Annotated in this window: 13 protein-coding genes; 10 read left to right on the plus strand and 3 right to left on the minus strand. The window is 73.2% G+C overall.

Annotation, left to right across the window (positions count from 1 at the left end):
- Positions 1-164 precede the first annotated feature (164 nt).
- From QSK22_RS05200 to QSK22_RS05220, 5 genes are all read left to right on the plus strand, one after another.
- Entirely contained in the window at positions 165-2894 is a 2730-nt protein-coding gene (locus tag QSK22_RS05200; protein WP_285492782.1) for a family 78 glycoside hydrolase catalytic domain, read from the plus strand.
- 120 nt (positions 2895-3014) lie between these two features.
- Entirely contained in the window at positions 3015-6002 is a 2988-nt protein-coding gene (locus QSK22_RS05205) for a glycosyl hydrolase (RefSeq protein WP_285492783.1), read from the plus strand.
- A 295-nt stretch (positions 6003-6297) separates the two neighbouring features.
- Positions 6298-8166 carry an alpha-L-rhamnosidase-related protein gene (locus QSK22_RS05210; protein WP_285492784.1) on the plus strand — a complete coding sequence of 623 codons (1869 nt, stop codon included), beginning with the start codon at positions 6298-6300 and terminating at the stop codon, positions 8164-8166.
- The gene (locus QSK22_RS05215; RefSeq protein ID WP_285492785.1) at positions 8163-10700 is read left to right on the plus strand and encodes a glycoside hydrolase family 127 protein; all 2538 of its coding nucleotides are present in this window, start codon (positions 8163-8165) and stop codon (positions 10698-10700) included. The genes QSK22_RS05210 and QSK22_RS05215 overlap by 4 nt, the downstream gene beginning before the upstream one ends.
- Before the next feature lies 1 nt (position 10701).
- The gene (locus tag QSK22_RS05220) at positions 10702-13863 is read left to right on the plus strand and encodes a family 78 glycoside hydrolase catalytic domain (RefSeq protein ID WP_285492786.1); all 3162 of its coding nucleotides are present in this window, start codon (positions 10702-10704) and stop codon (positions 13861-13863) included.
- 162 nt (positions 13864-14025) lie between these two features.
- Here QSK22_RS05220 and QSK22_RS05225 read toward each other — a convergent pair whose 3' ends face one another.
- A complete protein-coding gene (locus tag QSK22_RS05225) occupies positions 14026-14727 on the minus strand; it encodes a class I SAM-dependent DNA methyltransferase (protein ID WP_285492787.1) in 702 nt (233 codons plus the stop codon).
- A 126-nt stretch (positions 14728-14853) separates the two neighbouring features.
- Between QSK22_RS05225 and murA the strand changes: the two genes are divergently transcribed.
- The gene (gene murA, locus QSK22_RS05230) at positions 14854-16155 is read left to right on the plus strand and encodes a UDP-N-acetylglucosamine 1-carboxyvinyltransferase (protein ID WP_285492788.1); all 1302 of its coding nucleotides are present in this window, start codon (positions 14854-14856) and stop codon (positions 16153-16155) included.
- A 111-nt stretch (positions 16156-16266) separates the two neighbouring features.
- Here murA and QSK22_RS05235 read toward each other — a convergent pair whose 3' ends face one another.
- Positions 16267-17412 carry an FAD-dependent oxidoreductase gene (locus QSK22_RS05235; RefSeq protein WP_285492790.1) on the minus strand — a complete coding sequence of 382 codons (1146 nt, stop codon included), beginning with the start codon at positions 17410-17412 and terminating at the stop codon, positions 16267-16269.
- Between the two features lie 167 nt (positions 17413-17579).
- On the opposite strand from QSK22_RS05235, the gene QSK22_RS05240 reads away from it, so the two are divergent.
- The gene (locus tag QSK22_RS05240) at positions 17580-18320 is read left to right on the plus strand and encodes a GntR family transcriptional regulator (protein WP_285492791.1); all 741 of its coding nucleotides are present in this window, start codon (positions 17580-17582) and stop codon (positions 18318-18320) included.
- Between the two features lie 101 nt (positions 18321-18421).
- Positions 18422-19972, plus strand: a complete 1551-nt coding sequence (locus QSK22_RS05245) for an FAD-dependent oxidoreductase (protein WP_285492792.1) — start codon at positions 18422-18424, stop codon at positions 19970-19972.
- 66 nt (positions 19973-20038) lie between these two features.
- On the opposite strand, the gene QSK22_RS05250 is transcribed toward QSK22_RS05245, so the two are convergent.
- Positions 20039-20446 (minus strand): DUF2795 domain-containing protein, encoded by a 408-nt coding sequence (locus QSK22_RS05250; protein WP_285492793.1) that lies wholly within the window; start codon positions 20444-20446, stop codon positions 20039-20041.
- 280 nt (positions 20447-20726) lie between these two features.
- Here QSK22_RS05250 and QSK22_RS05255 point away from each other — a divergent pair, with 280 nt between their 5' ends.
- Positions 20727-21638 carry an endonuclease/exonuclease/phosphatase family protein gene (locus QSK22_RS05255; RefSeq protein WP_285492794.1) on the plus strand — a complete coding sequence of 304 codons (912 nt, stop codon included), beginning with the start codon at positions 20727-20729 and terminating at the stop codon, positions 21636-21638.
- An 86-nt stretch (positions 21639-21724) separates the two neighbouring features.
- Positions 21725-23194: an aminotransferase class I/II-fold pyridoxal phosphate-dependent enzyme gene (locus QSK22_RS05260; protein ID WP_285492795.1), complete on the plus strand. Its 1470-nt coding sequence runs from the start codon at positions 21725-21727 to the stop codon at positions 23192-23194.
- Positions 23195-23199 lie beyond the last annotated feature (5 nt).

Below are 23199 nucleotides of genomic sequence, written 5' to 3' on the forward strand. Positions count from 1 at the left end.
CGGCCCGGCGTGCGGAGGAGGCGCCCCGGGACGGGGCCCGCCTCACCCGCATGGAGGACGGCGCGGCGGTCCCGACCGCCCCGCCCGGCAACGACGAACCGGCGCGCTCACCCCGCCGAGCGTGTCCACCCTCAAGTGCGCTCGCACCACCCCCGAGGAGTTCCATGCGTGCCATCCCGCATCGTTCCCTGGCCGTCGCGGCGGGGGCGCTGACCCTGGTCACGGCCGCGCTGCCGGGCTCGACCGCCGCGGCCGCCGTCAAGGCCGCGGGCCACGCGCCCAAGGCCCCCGTCGAGCTGACCGTCGGCGACCGCACCCGCCCCCTCAACGTGGAGGGCGCGCCGCTGTTCGGCTGGCGGCCCCGCGACGTCGACCCCGGCGAGACGCAGACCGCCTACCAGATCGTCGTGCGCGCCGACGGCGGCGCCCGCGTGTGGGACAGCGGCAAGGTCGCGTCGGCGAGCCAGGAGTACGTGCCCTACACCGGCCCCGCCCTCACCCCCGACACCGGCTACACCTGGACCGTGCGGACCTGGGACCGCACCGGCGAGGTCTCCCCCTGGTCGCGCCCGGCGCAGTTCGACACCGGCCTGCGCGACCAGGACTGGCAGGCCGACTGGATCCGCCGCACCACCGCCGAGGCCGACGACTACACCCTGGCCCGCAAGGAGTTCGCCGTCGGCTCCTCCCGCATCGTCCGTGCCCGGGTGCACATCTCCGCAAGCCACCAGTACGCGCTGCACCTCAACGGCGAGGTCATCGACCACGGCCCCGCCTACGAGTACCCCGACAGCGGCTACTACCGCACCGTGGACGTCACGTCGCGGCTGCAGGAGGGCCGCCCCGCCGCGCTGGGCGTGCAGTACCACTGGTACGGGGCCGGGCAGGGCCGCCCCAAGAGCGAGCCCGGCCTGCTGGTGCGGCTGGAGGTCGAGCACGCCGACGGCACCCGGCAGGTCGTCGTCACCGACGGGTCGTGGAAGGTGACGCGCGGCCCCTGGAAGACGGCCCCGCGCCGCAACGGCGACGGCGGCGACTACGTGGAGGAGTACGACGCCACCGCCGAGCCGGTCGGCTGGGACCGCCCCGGGTTCGACGACTCGTCCTGGCAGGCGCCGCAGGTCGTCGGCGCCCACCCCGCGGGACCGTTCCAGTCCCTCACCGGCCAGGAGACCGACCTGTCCTACAGCGTGATCCGCCCGCGGAAGGTGACGCGGCTGGCGTCGGGCGCGCTGGTCGCCGACTTCGGCGAGATCGTCCCGGCGATGCCGGTCGTGCGGTTCCGCAACGGCGAGGCGGGCCGCCACGTCGCCATGCACGCCGGGTACGTGCTGGCGTCCGACGGGTCGGTGTCGCGGTCGAAGGACGACAACCAGAGCACCGACCTGACCTACGGGCACACCCAGCGCGACGGCGACCAGACGTTCCGGTCGTTCACCTACATGGGCTTCCGCTACTTCGAGATCGAACCGGGTGCGGGCGTCCGCCCCGAGGACATCAGCGCGGTCGTCCAGCACACCGAGGTGGACCCGTCGCGCACCGCGCGGCTGCGCACGTCCGACAAGGGGGTGGACGCCGCCTACGACCTGATGCGGCGCTCGGCGCTGTTCGGGTCGCAGTGGCAGTTCCTGGACACCCCCACCCGGGAGAAGGGCCAGTTCCTCGGCGACGCGGTGGACACGTCCCTGGCCACCATGTCGGCCTACGGGGAGCGCCGCCTCACCCGGCAGGCCATCACCGAGTTCATCGAGTCGCAGGCCCGCTACTGGCCCGACGGCCGCCTCAACGCCGTGTACCCCAACGGCGACGGCAAGCGCGACATCCCCGACTACACCGAGATGTTCCCCGGCTGGGTGTGGGAGTACTACCTGCGGTCCGGCGACGCGCGCACCCTGGCCGCCGCGTACCCGGTGATGACCGCCGTGGCCGACTACGTGCGCCGCCACATCGACTCCGGCACCGGCCTGGTGACCCGCCTGAGCGGCGGCTCGGGCCAGTACCAGTACGGCATCATCGACTGGCCCGCGACCATGCGCTACGGCCACGACATGGACACCGCCGCCCGCACGGTCATCAACGCGCTCGGCGTCGACGTGTTCAACGCCACCGCACGCGCCGCCGACGCCCTAGGCAAGAGCGCCGACGCCGCCGCGCTGCGCCGCGACGCGCAGAACCTCGCCGCCGCCGTCAACGCCGAACTGCGCCGCCCCGACGGCGTCTACATCGACGGCCTCAAGAGCGACGGCACGCAGAGCACGCACGCCTCGCAGATCGCCAACGCCTACGCCGTCGCCTACGGCGTCGCCCCGGCGGCCGACCGCGACCGCGTCGTGTCCTACGTCGCCGGCCTCGGCATGCAGATGGGGCCGTTCACCTCCCACGGTCTGATGAAGGCCCTCGCCGACCGCCCCGACAAGGTCGTCGAACGCCTCACCGACACCGAGGGCCCCGGCTGGGGAAACATCCTGGCCCGCGGCGGCACGTTCACCTGGGAGTCGTGGGACGCGCCGGAGACCGGGCAGAGCCGCTCCCACCCGTGGGGGTCGGTCGCGCTCGTGGACGTCCAGGAGTCCCTGCTCGGCGTGTCGGTCACCGCGCCCGGCTCCGCGCGGGTGCGGGTGCGGCCGCCGCTGTCCGGGCTGGACCGCGCGTCGGGCACCGTGCCGGTGCAGCGCGGCGACGTGGGCGTGGACTGGGCCCGCAGCGGCGCCGCCTTCCAGATGACGGTGGACGTCCCGGTCAACGTGACCGCCGAGGTGCACGTCCCGGCCCGCGCCGCCGCCGGCGTCCGCGTCACCGGGCCCGCCGCGTCCACCGCCCGGTTCACCGGAATGCGCGACGGCTACGCCGTCTACCAGGTCGGCTCCGGCCGCCTCACCTTCCACTCCCGTTGACCACTCCCGCTGACCCAGGGGGAGCCGACACGGTTCCCGCGCCGCGCGGACGGCCACCCCGGCCGCGCGGCGCGGGGGTCGGCATCACATCCACCCACCCCGTATGACCAGGAGTTCCGTTTGAGCAAGCACGACGGCACCGGCGTCAGCCGCCGGCGTTTCATCCAGTACACGGCCGTGACGGGGGCGAGCGCGGCCGTGGCGCTGAACTCGCCGCTGGGCGGCGCGGGCACCGCGCGGGCGGACGCCGCCGCCCCGTCGTTCGCCGCGTTCGCCCGGCCGGGCACCGCGGTCCGGCCCAGGTTCCGCTGGTGGTGGCCGGACGGGCTGGTCGACCCGGCGGAGATCCGGCGGGAGATCGACCAGATCGCCGCCGCCGGATTCGGCGGCGCCGAGATCGTCGCCGTGCACCACAGCATCCGCGACAAGTCCGTCCTGGACCCCGAGGGGCACGGCTGGGGCACCGCGGCGTGGAACGCGGGCGTCGAGGCCGCGCTCGACCAGGCCCGCAAGCGCGGCATCACCGTCGACCTGACGATCGGCCCGGCCTGGCCCGCCGCCGTCCCGACGATCACCCCTGACAGCCCGGCCGCCGTGCAGGAGCTGGCGCACGGCAGCGCCACCGTGAACGGCGGGGAGACCTACAGCGGCCCCGTGCCCGAGCCCGCCGCCGCGGCCGAGGAGGACGTGAACGTCCGGCACCTGGTCGCCGTGCACGCCGTCCGCATCGACACCGCCAACTCCACGCGCACCGAGACGGGCCTGGCCCGCGACTCGTTCACCGACCTCACCGGATCGGTCCGGGACGGGCGGATCGAGTGGACGGCCCCCGGCGACGGGTCGTGGGTGCTGCTGTCGTACTGGCGGCGCGGCAGCGGGCAGCGCCCCGAGTCCGGCCCGCACTCGGCGCCCGACTGCACGGTCGTCGACCACTTCAGCCCCGCCGGGACCGAGGCGGTCATCGACTACTGGGAGTCGGCGCTGCTGACCAAGCGGATCCGCACGCTGCTCAAGCAGGCGGGCGGCACGCTGTTCGAGGACTCCATCGAGCTGGAGACCCAGGCGCTGAACTGGACGCCGAACCTGCCGGAGGAGTTCGCCCGCCGCCGCGGCTACCCGCTGTGGCCGTACCTGCCGGTGATCGTGCAGCTCAAGGAGAAGACGCTGTACTCCTACGAGCCCGAGATCACCCGGCAGGCCCGGCACGACTTCTGGCTCACCGTGTCGGACCTGTTCAACGAGCACCACTTCACCGCGCTCACGAAGTGGGCGCACTCGATCGGCCTGGAACTGCGCGCCCAGCCGTACGGACTGCAGACCGACGCGATCGAGACCGCCGCGATCATCGACGTGCCCGAAGGCGAGTCGCTGGGCTTCAAGAACCTGGACGACTACCGCGTCCTGGCCGGGGGCCGCGACATGGGCGGCCGCAAGATCCTGTCGTGCGAGGCGGGCGCGTACCAGGGCGGCGCCTACAACACCACCTGGAACAAGCTGCTGCGCACCATGGGCGGGGCGTACGCGGCCGGGCTCAACCAGACGGTCCTGCACGGCTTCTCCTACGCGACCGCCCCCGGGGTGAAGTGGCCGGGGTTCGCCGGGTTCACCCCCTACAACGGGGGCATCGGGTACGCCGAGTCGTGGGGGCCGCGCCAGCCGACCTGGCGGCACGCCCCCGACATCGCCGCCTACCTGGGCCGCATCCACCAGGTGATGCAGTCCGGCACGAACCGCATCGACATCGCGGTGTTCCGGCAGAAGGGCTACACCAAGACCGGCATCGGCGCGGGCTGGTTCACCGGCACCGGCGTGCCGCTGGGGTGGACGCACCAGTTCATCAGCGCCGCCTCCATGGAACTGCCCGGCGCCACGGTGAAGGGCGGCCGGCTCAACCCGAAGGGCCCCGCCTACAAGGCGGTCTTCGTGGAGGCCGACCGCTTCTCCTCGGGGGACCGCACCATTCCGGTGCGGTCGGCCGAGAAGCTGCTGAAGCTCACCAAGGCGGGGCTGCCGATCGTGTTCCTGGGGGACTGGTCGGCCGCGACCGTCCCCGGCGTGCCGAAGGCGGGGGAGGTCGAGCGGCTGCGCGCCGTCCTCACCGAGCTGTTCGCCCAGCCCAAGGTCCGCGTCGTCGCCACGGACGCCGAGGTGCCGGGCGCGCTGGCCGAGCTGGGCGTGGAGCCGGACGTCAAGTACGCCCAGAGCTCCACCCTGCTCAACGGGCACCGCGTCGCCGGCGACGTCGACTACTACTACCTGTGCAACGGCAAGCACGCCGAAACGGTCAAGCCCCCCGTGGCCGCCATCGACCACGAGGTCACGTTCACGCGCACCGACCGGCGCGCCGTGCCGTTCCGCCTCGACCCCTGGACGGGCGAGGCCGAGCGGATCGCCGTCTACACCGAGGACGGCGACAAGGTGACCGTGCGGATCGCCCTGCAGCCCAGCGAGGCCGCCGTCATCGCCCTGGGCCGCGGCACCGGCCTCGCGCACGCCACCCGCACCGACGCGGACGAGGTGCGCTACGACGGCGGCCGCCTCGTCGTCCGCACCACCGAGCCCGGCACCTACACCACCACGCTGTCCACCGGCCGCACCGTCTCCACCGCGGTCGGCGAGCTGCCGGAGGCCCTCACCCTCACCTCCTGGAAACTCCAGGTGGAGGACTGGGGCCCGGGGAAGACGGCGACGGAGACCGCCGTGACCCGGCGGGAGGTGGACCTGGACGGCCTCAAGGCGTGGCCGGACATCCCCGAACTGGCGGACGTGTCCGGCGTCGGCCGGTACCGCACCACCGTCCAGCTCGGCAAGGAGTGGTCCGCGGGCGCCTGCGCCGGGGCCTACCTGGAGCTCGGCCAGGTGTTCGACACCAGCCGAGTGATCGTCAACGGGCGGGTCCTGCCGCCGGTCGACCTGATGAACCCGGTCGTGGACGTCGGCCCCTACCTGCGGAAGGGCGCCAACACCATCGAGGTGGAGGTCGCCACGACGCTCAACAACCGGCTGCGGGTGTCGGACCCGGACGTCTACGGCGCGGCGTCCCGGCAGGCCTACGGGCTGATCGGGCCGGTGCGGCTCGTCCCGTACGGCGAGGCCACGATCCGCTGACCCCCGGGGGGCTTTGCGGCCCCTGAGAACAAGTGCGGGAGGGCGATGCCCCCGCCCTCCCGCACGATGAACCCCTTCAACCCTCTGATTGCGAGGAATTCATGCTCCACAGCGTAGCCAGGCGACGCCATGCCAGAGCCACGGCGACCCTCGCCGCGGCCGCCGTGACGGTGCCCCTCACCCTCACCGCCCCGCCCGCCACCGCCGCCCCCCAGAACGGCCAGAAGGTGCGGCCGTGGGACGCCTACAACCTGTCGCCCACGTCCCGCACCCTGCGCCCGGTCGCCGTCCACACGTGCCCCGCGAGCTCACCAACGGCACGGTCACCGGGGCGCAGAACGTGCTGTCGGGGCGCCGGACCACGATCACCGGGGCGGGCTCCTACGTCACCCTCGACTTCGGCAAGGACGTCACCGGCCTGACCACCGTGAGCTTCGCCTCCTCCCAGGGGGCGCAACGGGTCGGGCTGGCGTTCTCCGAGTCCTCCGAGTACATCGACGTCACCAGCGACGCCTCGACCGGCGGCCCCCGCAGCCGCGACGGGGCCGTCATGGTCGACGTCGACGGCAGGACCACCTACACGACCCCGGCCAAGTACCTGCGCGGCGGCTTCCGCTACCTGACGGTGTTCCTGGAGACCGCCGGAAGCGTCGACCTGGACGGCGTGTCCGTGCACTACACGGCCGCCCCCAAGATGAAGAACCCCGCCGACTACGCCAACTACTTCTACTCCAGCGACGACCTGCTCAACAGGATCTGGTACGCGGGCGCCTACACCATCCAGCTCAACACCATCTCGCCCAAGACCGGCCGCGTCTGGGAGGCCCCGGCCGAGCTGTGGGACAACACCGGGGACATCGGGGTCGGCGACACGATCCTGGTGGACGGCGCCAAGCGCGACCGCACGGTGTGGCCCGGCGACCTGGGCATCGAGGTGCCGTCGGCGTACGCGGCGTTCAACGACACCGAGTCGGCCCGCAACGCCCTCACCACCGTCTACCAGCACCAGCGCGACACCGGGGAACTGCCCTACGCCGGGCCCGAGCTGAACAAGTACGGCTCGGACACCTACCACCTGTGGACGCTCGCGGCCACCTGGGACTACTACCTGTACACCGGCGACCGCGCCTGGCTGTCCACCGTCTGGGACGCCTACCGCAAGGCCGTCGACTACACCGAGGCCAAGCTCAGCGAACGCGGCCTGGTGTCCATCACCGGGACGTCCGACTCGGTGCGGATCCTGGCCAAGGGCGAGAACCTGACCGCCAACGTGCTGCTGTGGCGGGTGCTCACCACCGGGGCGCAGCTCGCCCAGGTGCAGAAGGACAAGGCCCTGGCCGCGTCCTACGCCCAGCGGGCCGAGGCGCTGCGCACCGCCATCGACACCCACCTGTGGGACGAGGCCGCCGGGGCCTACAAGCAGTACCCCGACTCCACGGTCCACCCCCAGGACGGCAACTCCCTGGCCGTCTGGTACGGCATGGCCGGCACCGCCAAGGCCCGCCGCATCAGCACCAACCTCACCGGCAACTGGAACTCCATCACCAGCACCGCCCCCGAGAACAAGGGCAACCCCGGAGTGTTCTCCGGGTCGATGGAGGTCAACGCCCACTTCGCCGCCGGCGGGCAGGCCGCCGACCAGGCCGGTGTGGACATCATTCGCCGCCAGTGGGGCTACATGCTCAACCACCCCCAGGGCACGCGCAGCACGTTCTGGGAGTCGTTCCGCAACCCCGAGGACGGCTGCGTCTTCTGCAGCTCCTACGTCAGCCTCGCCCACGCCTGGGCCACCGGACCCACGCCCGCCCTCACCAACTACGTGCTGGGCCTGCGCCCCACCTCGCCCGGGGGACGGACGTTCGACTTCGTCCCGCACACGGCCGACCTGCGGTTCGCCCAGGGCCGCCTGACCACCACGCGCGGCGCGGTGGACGCCTCCTGGAAGGTCGCCGGCGGCACCTACACCGCACGCCTCACCGCGCCCCCCGGAGCGGCGGGCCGCGCGGGCGTGCCGACCTTCGGCACCCGCATGAAGGTCTACCTGGACGGCCGCCTGGTGTGGGACGGCCGCAAGGCCAGAGGCAACCAGGCCTACAGCGACGGCGAGTACGTCTACGTCAAGAACCTGCACGGCACCCACACGATCCGAGGTGAGCGCGCATGAACGCACACGTCAGCCGCCGTGCCTTCCTGGGCACCGCCGGTGCGACCGCCACCGCGGCGGTCGTTGCGCGTCCCGCCTCCGCCGCCGCGGACACCGACGCCGGAACCGCCAAGGGCCGCGCGCGCCGTGCGCCCGTCCTGTCCGCGTTCCCCCTGTCGGCGGTCACGCTGCTGGACGGCCCGTTCCGCGACAACATGGCGCGCACCTGCGCCTACCTGAAGTTCATCGACGCCGACCGGCTGCTGCACACCTTCCGCCTGAACGTCGGCCTGCCGTCGTCGGCCGAACCGTGCGGCGGCTGGGAGGCGCCCGACGTCCAGCTGCGCGGCCACTCCACCGGCCACCTGCTGTCGGCGCTGGCGCAGGCGCACGCCGCCACCGGCGACGACGCCTACGCCGCCAAGGCCCGCTACCTGGTCGCCGAGCTGGCCAAGTGCCAGGCGGCGTCGCCGTCGGCGGGATACTCCCGCGGCTACCTGTCGGCGTTCGAGGAGCAGGTCTTCGACCGCCTGGAGGCGGGCGAGAAGCCGTGGGCGCCGTACTACACCATCCACAAGATCATGGCGGGGCTGCTCGACCAGTACCGGCTGAGCGGCAACCGGCAGGCCCTGGACGTGCTGACCGGCATGGCGTCGTGGGTCGCCGCCCGCACGGCGAGGCTCGCCACCGACCGGATGCAGCAGGTGCTGCGCGTCGAGTTCGGCGGCATGAACGACGTGCTCGCCGAGCTGTACCTGGTCACCGGCGACCCCGAGCACCTGCGCGCGGCCCGCCGCTTCGACCACGAGGAGATCTACGGCCCGCTCGCCGAACGCCGCGACGCGCTGGACGGCTACCACGCCAACACCCAGATCCCCAAGATCGTCGGCGCGGTGCGCGAGTACGAGGCGACCGGCGAGTCCCGCTACCGCGCCATCGCCGAGTTCTTCTGGCAGACCGTGGTCGAGGACCACAGCTACGTCATCGGCGGCAACAGCAACGAGGAGCTCTTCGGCCCGCCGGGCCAGGTGGTGAGCCGCCTGAGCGACGTCACCTGCGAGAACTGCAACTCCTACAACATGCTCAAGCTGACGCGGTCGCTGTTCCTGCACGACCCCGCCCAGGCGCCGTACATGGACTACTACGAGTGGACGCTGCTCAACCAGATGCTGGGCGAGCAGGACCCCGACTCCGAGCACGGCTTCTGCACCTACTACACCGGCCTGTGGCCCGGCTCGTACCGCCAGCCGAAGAGCGGCCTGGGCGCGGCGCCCGGCAGCTACAGCAGCGACTACGACAACTTCTCGTGCGACCACGGCACGGGCATGGAGACGCACACCAAGTTCGGCGACACCATCTACTTCCACGGCGACGACGAGCTGTACGTCAACCTGTTCATCCCATCCGAGGTGCGGTGGCGGGAACGCGGCATCGTCCTGCGCCAGCAGACCTCCTACCCGCACGAGGAGACGACCCGGCTCACCGTCGCCGACGGCGACGCCCGCTTCGCCCTGCGGATCCGCATCCCCGGCTGGCTGGACGCGCGGGGCGGCGGCCGGGCGAAGATCCGCGTGAACGGCAAGGCGGTGCCGGTGACCGCGCGTCCCGGCACGTACGCCACCGTCGAGCGGCGCTGGCGCAAGGGCGACGTGGTCGAGCTGACGATGCCGATGACGCCCGTCTGGCGCAAGGCGCCCGACAACCCCTACATCCAGGCCGTCACCCACGGGCCCGTCGTGCTGGCGGGAGCCTACGGCGACACCGAGCTCAACACCTTCCCCGCCATCGACCCGCGCTCCCTGCGCCGCGGCGGCGAGCCGCTGCGGTACACGGCGCGCGCCGACGGCGTCGAGGTGACGCTGAGCCCGTTCTCCGAGATCCACCACCAGCGCTACAACGTCTACTGGCTCACCCCGGCCCCGCGCAGCCGCAACCGGCTCGTGGCGCATTACCCGCTCGACGGCACGGCCGAGGAGGCCTCGGGACGGTGGGCCGACGCGACCCTCGCCCAGGGCGCCGCCTGGGCCGACGACGGCTCGGCGGCGGTCCTCGACGGCGCGGGCGGGCACGTCGCCCTGCCCCGCGGTCTCATCACGGGACTGGCCGAACTCACCGTCGCCGTGTGGGTGAACGCCGACGCGATCAGCGACAACGCCCGGGTGTTCGACCTCGGCTTCAACCGCCGCACGTTCTTCTACGTCAACTCGCGCACCGGCCTCGGCCGCGCCCGCTTCTCCATGAAGACCTACGGCATGGACGGCGAGGACTACGTCGACGCGGCCGGCGCGCTGCCCACCGGACGCTGGGTCCACGTCGCGGTCACCGTGAGCCGCGACGCGGCCGTGCTGTATCTGGACGGCGCCGAGACCGGACGCAAGGACGGCCTGATCATGAGCCCCCTCGCGCTCGGCGCCACGTCCCAGAACTTCCTCGGCCGGTCGCAGGACACCCGCCACCCCTTCCTGAAGGGCCGGGTGCGCGACTTCCGCGTCTACGACCACGCCCTGACCGCCGCGGCCATCGCCGCGCTGCACTCCGAGACCCAGGGAGCCTGACGTGCGCATTCCCGTCATCGTCCGTCCCGTCGCCGCCGCCGCGGCGCTGAGCATGGTCGCCTGGGGGCCGGCCCCGTCCTCGCTGGCCGACTCCGCAGTGGCGGCCGCCGGCGCCGCCGGCGTCACCGACCTGCGCGCCGCCGACCTGACCACCGCCCTCGGCATCGACGACACCACCCCGCCGCTCACCTGGCGGCTGCGCGCCGCCGGCCGCGGCGTCACCCAGACCGCCTACCGGATCCAGGCCGCCACCAGCGCCGACCTGCTCCGCCGCGGCCGCCCCGACCTGTGGGACACCGGGAAGGTCGGCTCCGCCGCCCAGCGCGTCGACTACGCCGGGAAGGCGGTGGCCGGCCGCACCCGCGTGTACTGGCGGGTGCGCGTGTGGACCGGCGGCAAGGCCTCGGCGTGGTCGTCGCCGTCCTGGTTCGAGACGGGCCTGGCGCCCGCCGACTGGTCGGCGTCCTGGATCACCCACCCGGACTGGCGCATCAAGGAGAAGAAGCCCGCGCCCATCGCGGTCGAGCTGCCCAGGACGACCGCCCGCTACGTCCGGATCGACGTCACCAAGCTGGGCCTGCCCCTGGTGGAGAACCTGCCGGACAAGACGTGGCGCCTGCAGCTCGCCGAGATCGAGGTGCGCGACTCGGCCGCCCCGGACACCAACCTGGCCGCCGGGAGGACCGTCACCGCGTCCGACACCGGCGGGAACGTCAACCGCAAGTGGCTGCCCCGGTACCTCACCGACGGCACCCAGACCACCAACCAGGAGTTCGCGGGCTGGTCCAGCTCCGCCTACACCACCGCCGACGTCTCCGACAAGCCGATCACCCTCACCGTCGATTTGAAGTCGGCGCAGGCCTTCGACCAGGTCCTGCTGTACCCGCGCACCGACCAGCCCGCCGACACCGGCGAAGTGCCCTACGCGCCGGTCGACTTCACCGTCTCGGCGTCCGACGCCGCCGACGGCCCGTACACGCGGCTGGCCGCGGTCACCGGGCAGAAGCCGCCGCAGTCGCCCGTGCCCGTGGCGATGCCGCAGTTCGCCAAGGACTTCACCCTGCCGCGCAACGCGCGCAGCGCCCGCCTGTACATCGGCGGCCTGGGCGTCTACGAGGTCGGGCTGAACGGCAAGCGCGTCGGCGACGCCGTCCTGGAACCGGCCAACACCGACTACGCGGACCGCGTCCAGTACGCCACTTACGACGTGACGAAGATGCTGCGCCGCGGCGCCAACGCGATCAGCGTGGAACTCGGCAACGGCACCGCCAACGTCATCTCCACCGCCGACCGCTACCGCAAGTTCGCCGGGACCATCAGCGACCCCGAGTTCACCGCGCAGCTGGAGGTCACCCTGGACGACGGCCGCCGGGTCCGCGTCACGAGCGGCGCGGACTGGCGCACCACCCTCGGCCCCACCACCTTCTCCAACTGGTACGGGGGAGAGGACTACGACGCCCGCCGCGAGACGCCGAACTGGGACCGCCCCGGCGCGGCCCGCCCCGGCTGGCGCTCCGCCGTCACCGTCGCCTCGCCCACCCGGACGCTCAGCGGACGCACCGCCGAACCCGTCCGAGTCATCGAGACCCTGCAGGGCAGGCTCGTCGGCGAGGGCGACGGCTACAAGGTGTTCGACGTGGGACGCAACATCGCGGGCTGGCCCGAGATCACCGTCAAGGCGCCCGCGGGCACCACCGTGCGCGTCCTGCCCGCCGAAGCGCTCAAGGACGGGCGCGTCTACCAGCTCACCAGCAACGTCGGCGCCCCCATCTGGGACCAGTACACGACCGGCGGCGCGGCGGCGGAGACCTGGCACCCGCGGTTCAGCTACCACGGCTTCCGCTACCTGGAGGTGCGCGGCCTGCCGGAGGGCGCCACCATCTCCGTGCGGGGCCACGTCCTGCACACCGACAACGCCTCGGCCGGGTCGTTCACGTCCTCCAACGAGCTCATCAACGGCATCCACGGCCTGATCCGCCGCGCCGTCGAGGGCAACATGATGAGCATCTTCACCGACTGCCCGAGCCGCGAGAAGCTCGGCTGGCTGGAGCAGACCCACCTGGTCGGCGACACCCTGTCCGCCAACTACGACGTGCACAGCCTGCTGCGCAAGATGGTGCAGGACATGGCCGACGCGCAGACCGACACCGGCCTCATCCCGTCCACCGTGCCCGACTACGTCACCCTCGCGGGCGCGTACCGGGACGACGCCAACTGGGGCGGCGCGTTCGTCGTCGTGCCGTGGCAGCTGTACCGCGCCTACGGCGACACCGAGACGATGCGCACCTACTACCCGGCCATGCAGCGCTACCAGCAGTACCTGGAGGCGCGCGCCCAGGACGGCGTCACCGACTACAGCCTCGGCGACTGGATCACCCCGGACACCACGTTCCCGAAGATGGTGTCGGCCACCTACGGGTACTGGCGCGTCCTGGACACCCTCGCCAAGATCGCCGACACGCTCGGCAAGCCGCAGGACGCCGCGGCCTACCGCGCCAAGGCGGCGCAGTCGCAGCGGGCGCTGTGGGAGCGGCAGTACGACCCGTCCACCGGGAAGTTCGGCGGCGGCGGGCAGGGCGCCACGGCCCTCGCCCTCGACATGGGCGCCGTCCCGGCCGAGTACAAGCAGCGGATGCTCGACCAGCTCGTCGACGGCATCGAGCAGGCGGACTGGCACCTGCTGCTGGGCGAGATCTCCCTGCCCTCGGCGATCCGCGTGCTGTCGGAGAACGGCCGCGACGACGTCGTCTACAAGATCGCCACGCGGACCGACAGCCCCAGCTACGGCTACCAGGTCGTGCACGGCAACACCGCGCTCGGCGAGATGTGGGACGGCGGCAGCGGCCAGTCGCAGAACCACTTCATGCTCGGCACGATCGACTCCTGGTTCAGCAGCCGGCTGGCCGGGCTGGACCAGGCGCCGGACTCGGTCGGCTTCGGCAAGCTGCTGGTCAAGCCGTCCGTCGTCGGCGACCTGACCGGCGCCTCCGCCACCCGGCAGACCCCGTACGGCCAGGCCCGCACGTCCTGGACCAAGAAGGACGGCCGGATCACCCTGACGGTCACCGTCCCGCCGAACAGCACCGCGGAGGTGCACGTGCCCGGCGGCCCGACCCGCACCGTCGGCTCGGGCACCTGGACCTTCCAGGGCACCGCCTCGTAGGCGGCAGGCCGGGTGCGAATCCGGCCGAGGGCTCCAACCCCCTCTGATGAGGTCCCCGGTACGCCGTACCGGGGACCTCGCGTTGATCTACAACGTGAGGCCGGCGGCGTGTCGGCCGCCGGGGCTCGACGGCCGCGACGCCGTCCGGCGGCCCGGTGCTCGTCAGTCGGGTCTGCGCCAGACGAGGGCGGCGGAGACGGGGTGGTTGCGGAACCGTTCCCATTTGGGCTTCAGCGCGATCCAGCGGTCGTCGATGATGCCCTCGCGCATCTCCGTCAGGGTCCAGCCGGCGCGGACCCCCGCCATGACGTGGTCGCTGATCAGGTGGACGTGGGTCGCGATGGCGATGGGCTCCCCCGAGGCGCTGGTGAAGTGCGTGGGCATGCCGCTCGTCATGATGAAGTGCGGATGGAAGGCCACGATCACCAGCAGGGCGCCCGGTTCGGCGATCCGCCACGCCTCCGCGTACAGCGGGTTCAGGTCGGGCAGGTGCTCGTCGATGAGCGACGCGATCACCAGGTCGTAGGCGCCGTCCTCGAGCCCCGTGTCGGTGACATCGGCCTCGCGGAGGCTGTCGTGCACCTTCCGGGACCGTGCGACGGCCAGCATCTCGGGCGTCAGGTCGACGCCGTCGATCGCGCAGACGCCGTGGCGGCGCAGCCACGCGGCGGTGCGGCCGGTGCCGCAGCCCAGGTCCACGGCGCGGCGCACAGTGTGCCAGGACGGCTCGGACAGGTCCTCCAGGAGCGCGAGGTCCATCACGTCCTCGACCGTGTCGTCGTACGTCGTCACCCACTGCCCGTAGCCGGTCCGGACGTCCACCATCCGGTAACCGCGTGCGTCGAAGTCCGCGAAACTCAGCACCCGAGCATTCTTCCGGCCCGCCCGCGGCGGATGCGAACGAATTACCGGCGGCGGGCGGGCCCGGGAGTGCGCGGCGGCGGATTCGGCGTGGTTGGTGCCGGCGGGGGCGGGTCATAGTCTGCTCGGGTGAGCGAAAAGGTGTGGGAGATCGAACCTTCCGGGCCGTTGCGCGGGGACGTGACGGTGCGCGGGGCGAAGAACGCGGTCAGCAAGCACATGGTGGCGGCGATGCTGGGGGACGGGCCCAGCACCATCGGCAACGCCCCCGAGGTCGGCGAGGTGGAGATCACCGCGGCGATGCTGCGGCACCTGGGCATGGCGGTGGAGCGGTCCGGGGACGAGATCACCGTGGTGCCCGGGGCGGTGGCCGATCCGAAGGTGCCGAAGGCGTTCACCGGGCTGAACCGCATTCCGATCCTGCTGCTCGGCCCGCTGCTGCATCTGGCGGGGGAGGCGTTCGTGCCGCTGGTGGGGGGCGATCCCATCGGACGCCGGCCCATCGACTTCCACGTGGAGGCGCTGCGGGCGTTCGGCGCCCAGGTGGAGGTCGCCGAGGACGGGATCCACGCCAGCGCCGCACGGCTGGTGGGCACGCGGATCGACCTGCCCTATCCGAGTGTGGGCGCCACCGAGACGGTGCTGCTGGCCGCCGTGCGCGCCGAAGGCAAGACGGTGATCCGGGGCGCCGCCACCGAGCCGGAGATCGTCGAGCTGGCGCTGTTCCTGCAGCGGATGGGGGCGCGGATCGCGTTCGCCCCCGACCGGCGGATCGAGGTGGAGGGCGTGCCGCGGCTGGGCGGGGCGCGGACCCGGCTGGCGGGGGACCGGATCGAGGCGTTCTCCTACCTGGTCGCCGGGCTGGTCACGCGGGGCGAGGTGCGGGTGCACGGCTGCCCGCAGGACCGGCTGGTCACCGCGATCACCACGCTGGACCGGATGGGCGCCCGGTTCGAGATCACCGATGAGTGGATCATGGCGTCGGCGCCGGACGGGCTGCGGCCCGCGGCCGTGCAGACCGACACCCATCCCGGGTTCGCCACCGACTGGCAGACGCCGCTGATGGTGCTGTTCACCCAGGCCGACGGGATGTCGGTGCTGCACGAGACCGTGTACGAGAACCGCCTGGCGTACGTGCCGGCGCTGCAGAGCATGGGCGCGGAGATCGAGGTGTACGACACCTGCCTGGGCGGGCCCGCGTGCCGGTACCACGACACGGCCGCGGTGCACTCGGCGGTCGTGCGCGGGGTGACCAAGCTGCGCGGCGGCGAGGTGACGATGCCGGACATCCGCGCGGGGTTCTCGGCCGTGCTCGCGGCGGCCGTCGCCGAGGGGCCCTCCAGGCTGCGCGGCGTCCACCACATCGAACGCGGCTACCACCGGCCGGTCGAGCAGTTCCGCGCCCTGGGCCTCAACCTGACTCCTCGCTGACCTCCGCCCGTGCGCCCGGCGAGGAGCACCCGCCGGGCGCACGGGCCGCAAGCCGCAAGCGGGACGCCCCGGACGCCCGTCAGGCGCATCCCCTGTACCGGCGCAATCCCCTCACACGGGCAGCGGGCCGGGGGCCTCGGTGTAGAGCCAGGCGGTGGCCCGCTCGTAGCCGTACCGGAACAGCAGCGGCAGCACGAGGCTGCGGACGTGGCGGCCGATCGGGCCCGCCGTCTTGGCCTCGCGGTTGAGGCCGGCGGCCTTGGCCATCCTGGCCATGCGCGCGCGCCGCCGCGCCTCGTAGTCGGCCAGGGCCTGCGGCACGGATCCGGCGGTGTGCAGCGCGGTCGCCAGCACCACGGCGTCCTCCAGCGCCATCGACGCGCCCTGGCCGGAGCCCACGGGGTGCTTGGCGTCGCCCACCAGCACCGTCCGGTCGTCGCGCCACACCGGGATCACCGGCATGGTGTGGTTGAGGGTCGGGCGGTGCCAGTCGGTCGTGGCACGCAGCACGGCGGCGGGCATCTCCTCCTCCCGGTACAGCCGCGCGACCGCCTCCAGGTCGATCTGGTCCAGGTCCGGCGGGGTCGGGACGCTGACCTGCGCCGTCCACCAGACGGTGCCGTCGGGCACCGCGATGTGCACGAACACGCCGTTGCGGCCGAAGGTCATGTTGAACGTCCCCGGGGCGATGCCGGGGACGCCCGCCGAGACCCCCGAGGCGCTGTAGAAGCCCGCGTAGGCCGGTTCGGGCGCGCCGGGGTCGAGGATGCGGCGGGTGGCCGACCAGATGCCGTCGGCACCGACCAGCAGGTCCGCCTCGGCGGTGCGGCCGCCGGCGAACGCGGCCCGCACGCCGCCGGGCACGGTCTCGGCGTCCGTGAGCCGTTCGCCGGTGATGATGCGGGCGCCGGCGCGCTGTGCCGCGGCGCGCAGCTCCTCCACCAGCCGGCCGCGCATCAGCGTGATGCTGCGGACCGGGTCGCCGGACGGGCGGCCGCGCGGCATGTCGCCGAGCAGCCGTCCCGACGCCGACCACATCAGCTGCCGGTCGACCTCGAAGCCCGCCCGCCGGACGGCGTCGAGGCAGCCGAGCGTCTCCAGCGCCCCCAGCCCGTTGCGGGCCAGGCTGAGGAACGAGCCGACCGATCCGGCCGGGTCGGCGTACGCCTCGTACACCGTCACCTGCGCGCCGATCCGGCGCAGCGCGATCGCGCTCGCCGCCCCGGCCACACCGCCGCCCGCCACGATCACATGCATGGTTCCGCCTCCTCTGAACCTTGATTCACTGAATATCAGTTCACTGAATGTCGGTTCAGTATGTGGGCGGGGGCGGTCCGCGGTCAAGGCGAGGGCCCGGCGCATCCGCCGGCGCGCATAGCGGCCGCCCGGCCGGGCGGGGGCCGCGGATCGGATAAGAATGGGGTGTGATCGATCCGTCGGCGCCGTTGCCGAAGTACCTCCAGCTTCGGGCCATCCTGCTTGAGATGATCGAGGAGGAGCGGCTGCCGGTCGACGCGCCGGTGCCGTCCGAACGCGAGCTGTGCCGCCGCTTCGGGGTGTCCCGGATGACGGTGCGGCAGGCGGTCGACCAGCTGGTCGCCGAGGACCGGCTGCGCCGCATCCCCGGCAAGGGCACGTTCGTGGCCCGGCCGAAGGTGCAGATGCCCAAGGAGCTGGTGTCGTTCACCGAGGACATGCGCGCCCGCGGCATGCGGCCCGGCTCACTCGACCTGGCCGGGCGCACCGTGGAGGCCGACGCGCGGCTGGCCCGGCTGTTCGGCGCCGACCGCGGCGCCGAGGTGCACGTGCTGGAGCGGCTGCGGCTGGCCGACGGCGAGCCGATGGCGGTGGAGCGCTCGCACATCCTGGCCGCCCGCGCGCCCGGCCTGCTGGAGCGCCGCCCGCCGAACGCCTCCCTGTACCGGGTGCTGGAGGAGGAGTACGGCATCGTGCTGGACGCCGGCGAGCAGACCATCGAGGCCGTTGCGGCGGGGGAGCGGGAGGCGGCGCTGCTGGAGATCGAACCGGGCAGCCCGGTGTTCCTGGTGCAGCAGCGCACGTTCAGCCGGGGCGCCTGCATCGAGGTCGCCCTCACCACCTACCGCGCCGACCGCTACCGCATCCACCTGGGCCTGGAGTCCCCGCACCGGGCCGCGCTCGGCTGACTCCGCGGCCGGGCGGACAAATGCGGCCGCAACGTGCGTAGCCCCCCAGGGTGCCGGGAATGGCCGCAGGCACAGTCGGCGATCTGGACCGGAGGGGCGCGATGCCTGCCAGCAGGGACGTGGTGATCGTGGGGGCGGGGCCGACCGGCCTGATGCTGGCCGGCGACCTGGCCGCGGCCGGGATCGGCTGCACGGTGCTGGAACGCCGGGCCGGAGGGTCGTCGCTGACCCGGGCGTTCGCCGTGCACGCCCGCACGCTGGAACTGCTGGACGCGCGCGGCATCGCCGACGAGCTGCTGGCCACCGGCACCCGGGTGGGCCGCCTGGCGCTGTTCGGGGGATCCGCCCGCCTGGACCTGTCCGGGCTGCCCGGACGGTTCCCGTTCGTGCTGGTCACCCCGCAGTACGAGACCGAGCGGGTGCTGGCCGGGCGGGCCCGCGCCGCCGGGGCCGAGATCGTCGAGGGCGCCGAGGTGGTGGACGTCCGGCAGGACCCGGACGGCGTCGACCTGGTCGTCAGCACCGCCGACGGCACCCGCACGCGGCGCGCCGCCTACGTGGTCGGCTGCGACGGGGTGCGCAGCACGGTGCGTCGCGCCCTGGCCCTGCCGTTCCCCGGCCGCTCGATCGTGCGGTCGGTGATGCTGGCCGACGTGCGCCTGGACGACCCGCCGGGGGAGGTGCTGTCGGTGGGCGCGGTCGGCGATGCGTTCGCGTTCGTGGTGCCGTTCGGCGACGGCTGGTACCGGGCGATCGCCTGGGACCGGAACCGCCAGGAGCCCGACTCCGAACCGGTCGACTTCGACGAGCTGCGCGCGACGATGCGGCGGGCGCTCGGCACCGACCACGGCATGCGCGACCCGCGCTGGACGTCCCGCTTCCACAGCGACGAGCGGCAGGTGCCGTGCTACCGGGTGGGGCGGGTGTTCCTGGCCGGGGACGCCGCGCACGTCCACTCCCCGGCGGGCGGGCAGGGCATGAACACCGGCATCCAGGACGCCGCCAACCTCGGCTGGAAGCTGGCCGCCGAGCTGCACGGCTGGGCGCCGCCCGGACTGCTGGACACCTACCACGACGAGCGGCACCCGGTCGGCCGCGCGGTGCTGCGCGGCAGCGGCGCGCTCGTGCGGCTGGCGCTGACCGGGTCGCCCGTGCTGCGCGCCGCCCGCACCGTCGCCCTCGCCGCCGCCACCCGGATCCGACCGGTCCGGCGGCGGCTGGCGCTGGCGCTGTCGGGCCTGGCCGTGGCGTATCCGGCGCCGCACGGCGCGCACCGGCTGACCGGCCGCCGGGCGCCCGACGTGCGGCTCGCCGGCCCGCCCGGACGGCTGTACGAGGCGCTGCGCGCCGGGCGGTTCGTGCTGGTCGCCGCCGCCAACGACCCGGCCGTGATGTACCTGACGACCAAGCTGTGGGCCGACCGGGTGTGCTGCGCCACCGCCGGCGGCGCGACCCGCACCACCGTGCTGGTCCGTCCCGACGGGTACATCGCGTGGGCGTCCGACGAGACCTCGCCCGACCTGCGCGCCGCCGCGATCCGCGAGGCCCTGGCCCGCTGGTGCGGGCCGCCCGCCGAACACGTCCCGCACGTGCGGCCGTCCGGCCCCGCCGGACCCCGGCCCGAGCCGACCCCGGGCGGGCGCGGGGGATGAGCCGCCCGCGGGGAGGCCCCGCGGCGGCCCCCGGCCGGAGGCGGCGGCGCCGTCGAAGCGGCGGGGTCAGAAGCGGTGGCGTTCGCGGCCGAGGCCGAGCGCCTCGCCCACGTCGGCCATGTTCTCGTAGTCGCGGTCGGGCAGCCGCTCCAGCATGGACATGATCGTGTCGGTGGCGTGCCCCGCGGCGGCGTGGTCGATCAGCTCGCTGCGCGACGCCGGGTAGCGCACCCCCAGCAGCGACTGCGCGACGGCGCTGCGCGTCTGCACGTCGTCGGGGTCCATGCCGGGCGGCGACCCGGGTGGCATCGAGGCGCCCCGGGACGTGGGGTCGCGTCCGAGGTCGTCGGACACCGGCTCCGGCTGCCGCCACTCCTCGGCGTGGCCGCCGCCGCGCACCATGCCTTCCGCCTCGCGGCCCATCTCGTCGTCCAGCTTCGGGCCGTGCTTGCCGGTCCGGTCACCCTCAGGCATGGTCGTTGCCTCCGTCTCCATCGCTCCGGGAGATCCCCATGGCCACGGCGCGTCGTCGTACGGGCGCCTCGTCCACGATCCGTGGCGTTCCCCAGCCAGGCCGCCTAAACGGGACGATGACCGGGCCGCCGCGAGCGGCATGCCGGCGTCCCCGGGAGCCCGGGTCACCCGGTGGCCACGGCCGGGAACCGGCGCGTACCGGCGGAGGTCGCCCGGGGTACACCCGGTCGTGATCACATACTGGGCGTTTGCTCCGGATATGCTCCCGAAAAGGAGTGACATGCCCCCTAACCCCCTTTCAGGTGGTACGTACCGGCGTGCCCGCCTCTCCTTCCTCGGCCTGCTGGCCGTCCTGGTGGCGCTCGTCTTCGGCGCGGTCGCCGTGGCGGCGTCCGCCCCCGCGTCGGCCGGGGACGCGCGGCTGCGCGTCATGACCTACAACATCCGGCTGGACGCCGACGCGCCGCCCCGCGACTGGGCCTCCCGCCTGCCGCTGATGAAGCAGGTGCTGCGCCGGCAGCGGCCCGACCTGCTGGGCGTGCAGGAGGCGACGTGGCCGCAGATGCGCGACCTGGACGCGGCGCTGCCCGGGCACGACTGGATCGGCATGGGCCGCCAGGGCGGCACCCGCGACGAGTTCTCGGCGATCTTCTACCGCAAGGACCGCTTCGAGGTCCTTGACTTCGACCACTTCTGGCTGTCCGACACCCCGCTGGTCATCGGCTCGGCCACCTGGGGCAACACCATCACCCGCATGGTCACCTGGGCCAAGTTCCGCGACCGTCGCACCGGCCGGGTGTTCTACCACGTCAACACCCACTTCGACCACCAGTCGCAGAACGCCCGTGTCAAGAGCGCCGAGCTGGTGCTGCAGCGCGTGCGCGGCTTCGAGGCGGGCGTCCCGGTGGTGCTCACCGGCGACTTCAACGTGGCCGCCGGCAAGAGCGACCCGTACACGATCCTGACCGGCGACGACGCCTTCGCCGACACCTGGGAGACGGCCGAGCGCCGCGGCCCCGCCTACAACACCTTCGGCGGCTGGAAGCCGCCCGTGCCGGGCGGCGACCGCATCGACTGGATCCTGTCGCGCGGCAAGGTCCGCACCCTCTGGACCGAGATCGACACCTACGAGAAGAACGGACAGTACCCGTCCGACCACTACCCGGTCGTCGCCCACCTGATCGTGGGCTGACCTCGCCCGGCAAGCCTCGGCCCCTGCGAAGCCGGTCCCGCCCGGCCATATCTTGGGGGGCCGAGGTTCGTCGTAAGGAGCAAGGCGTGGCCGCACACATGACCCCCGAGGAGTTCCGCCGGTACGGCAGGCAGGTCGTCGACTGGATCGCCGACTACCAGGAGAGGATCGAGAAGTACCCGGTGCTGTCGCAGGCGCGGCCGGGCGAGGTGCTGGCGTCGCTGCCCGTGCACCCGCCCGAGCAGGGGGAGGGGTACGAGAACGTCCTGGCCGACCTGGAACGCATCGTCATGCCGGGGATCACGCACTGGCAGCACCCCTCGTTCTTCGCCTATTTCCCGGCCAACGCCAGCGGCCCGGCGATCCTGGGGGACCTGCTGTCGGCCGGGCTCGGCGTGCAGGGCATGCTGTGGGCGACCAGCCCGGCCTGCACCGAGCTGGAGACCCGCATGGCCGACTGGACGGCCGAACTGCTGGGCCTGCCCGCCAAGTTCCGCAGCGACGGCCCCGGCGGCGGGGTGATCGAGGACTCGGCGTCCAGCGCCGCCCTGGTGGCGATCCTGGCCGCGCTGGAACGCGCCAGCGGCGGACGCGCCGGACGCGACGGCCTCACCGGGCGGCACACGCTCTACGTCAGCTCGCAGACGCACTCGTCCCTGGAGAAGGCCGCCAAGATCACCGGTATCGGCACGGCGCGAGTGCGGACGGTGGACGTCGACCCGGCGACCCTGGCGATGGACCCGGCGCACCTGGACGCCCTGATCGCCGAGGACGCCGCCGCGGGCCTGGTGCCCACGCTGGTGTGCGCGACGGTCGGCACCACGTCCACCACCGCGATCGACCCGGTCGCCGCCGTCGGCGAGGTGTGCCGCCGGCACGGCGTCTGGCTGCACGTCGACGCCGCGTACGCGGGCGTGGCCGCCGTCTGCCCCGAACTGCGGTGGCTGAACGACGGCCTGGCCGAGTACGCCGACTCCTACGCCACCAACCCGCACAAGTGGCTGCTGACCAACTTCGACTGCAACCTGCTGTGGGTGGCCGACCGCGGGCCGCTGACCGGGGCGCTGTCGATCCTGCCGGAGTACCTGCGCAACCGGGCCACCGAGTCCGGCGAGGTCATCGACTACCGCGACTGGCAGATCCCGCTCGGCCGGCGGTTCCGCGCGCTGAAGCTGTGGTCGGTGATCCGCTGGTACGGCGCCGAGGGGCTGCGCGAGCACATCCGCACCGGCGTGGCGCTGGCGCAGCGGCTCGCCGGGTGGATCCGCGACGAGCCCGGGTTCGTGCTGTTCGACCACCACCCGCTGAGCCTGGTGTGCTTCCGCCCGGCCTGGGACGGCCTGCCCGAGGACGAGGCGGACGCGGCGACGCTGCGCCTGATGGAGCGGCTCAACGCGTCCGGCGACCTGTACCTCACCCACACCAAGGCCGGCGGGCGGGTGCTGCTGCGCATGGCGATCGGCGCCCCCGCCACGCGGGAGGAGCACGTGCGGTCCGCGTGGCGGCGGATCGTCGAGGAGGCCCGCGCGATCGAGCGGGAGGCAGCGGCCCGGTAGGCGGG

Source organism: Actinomadura sp. NBRC 104425 (genome assembly GCF_030269545.1).
In the GTDB taxonomy this organism is placed as follows: domain Bacteria; phylum Actinomycetota; class Actinomycetes; order Streptosporangiales; family Streptosporangiaceae; genus Spirillospora; species Spirillospora keratinilytica.

Coding starts and splice junctions, on each gene's coding strand:
- QSK22_RS05215 (WP_285492785.1), top strand. CDS start 8,163: ATGAACGCACACGTCAGCCGCCGTGCCTTCCTGGGCACCGCCGGTGCG.
- QSK22_RS05200 (WP_285492782.1), top strand. CDS start 165: ATGCGTGCCATCCCGCATCGTTCCCTGGCCGTCGCGGCGGGGGCGCTG.
- QSK22_RS05255 (WP_285492794.1), top strand. CDS start 20,727: ATGCCCCCTAACCCCCTTTCAGGTGGTACGTACCGGCGTGCCCGCCTC.
- QSK22_RS05235 (WP_285492790.1), bottom strand. CDS start 17,412: ATGCATGTGATCGTGGCGGGCGGCGGTGTGGCCGGGGCGGCGAGCGCG.
- QSK22_RS05245 (WP_285492792.1), top strand. CDS start 18,422: ATGCCTGCCAGCAGGGACGTGGTGATCGTGGGGGCGGGGCCGACCGGC.
- QSK22_RS05250 (WP_285492793.1), bottom strand. CDS start 20,446: ATGCCTGAGGGTGACCGGACCGGCAAGCACGGCCCGAAGCTGGACGAC.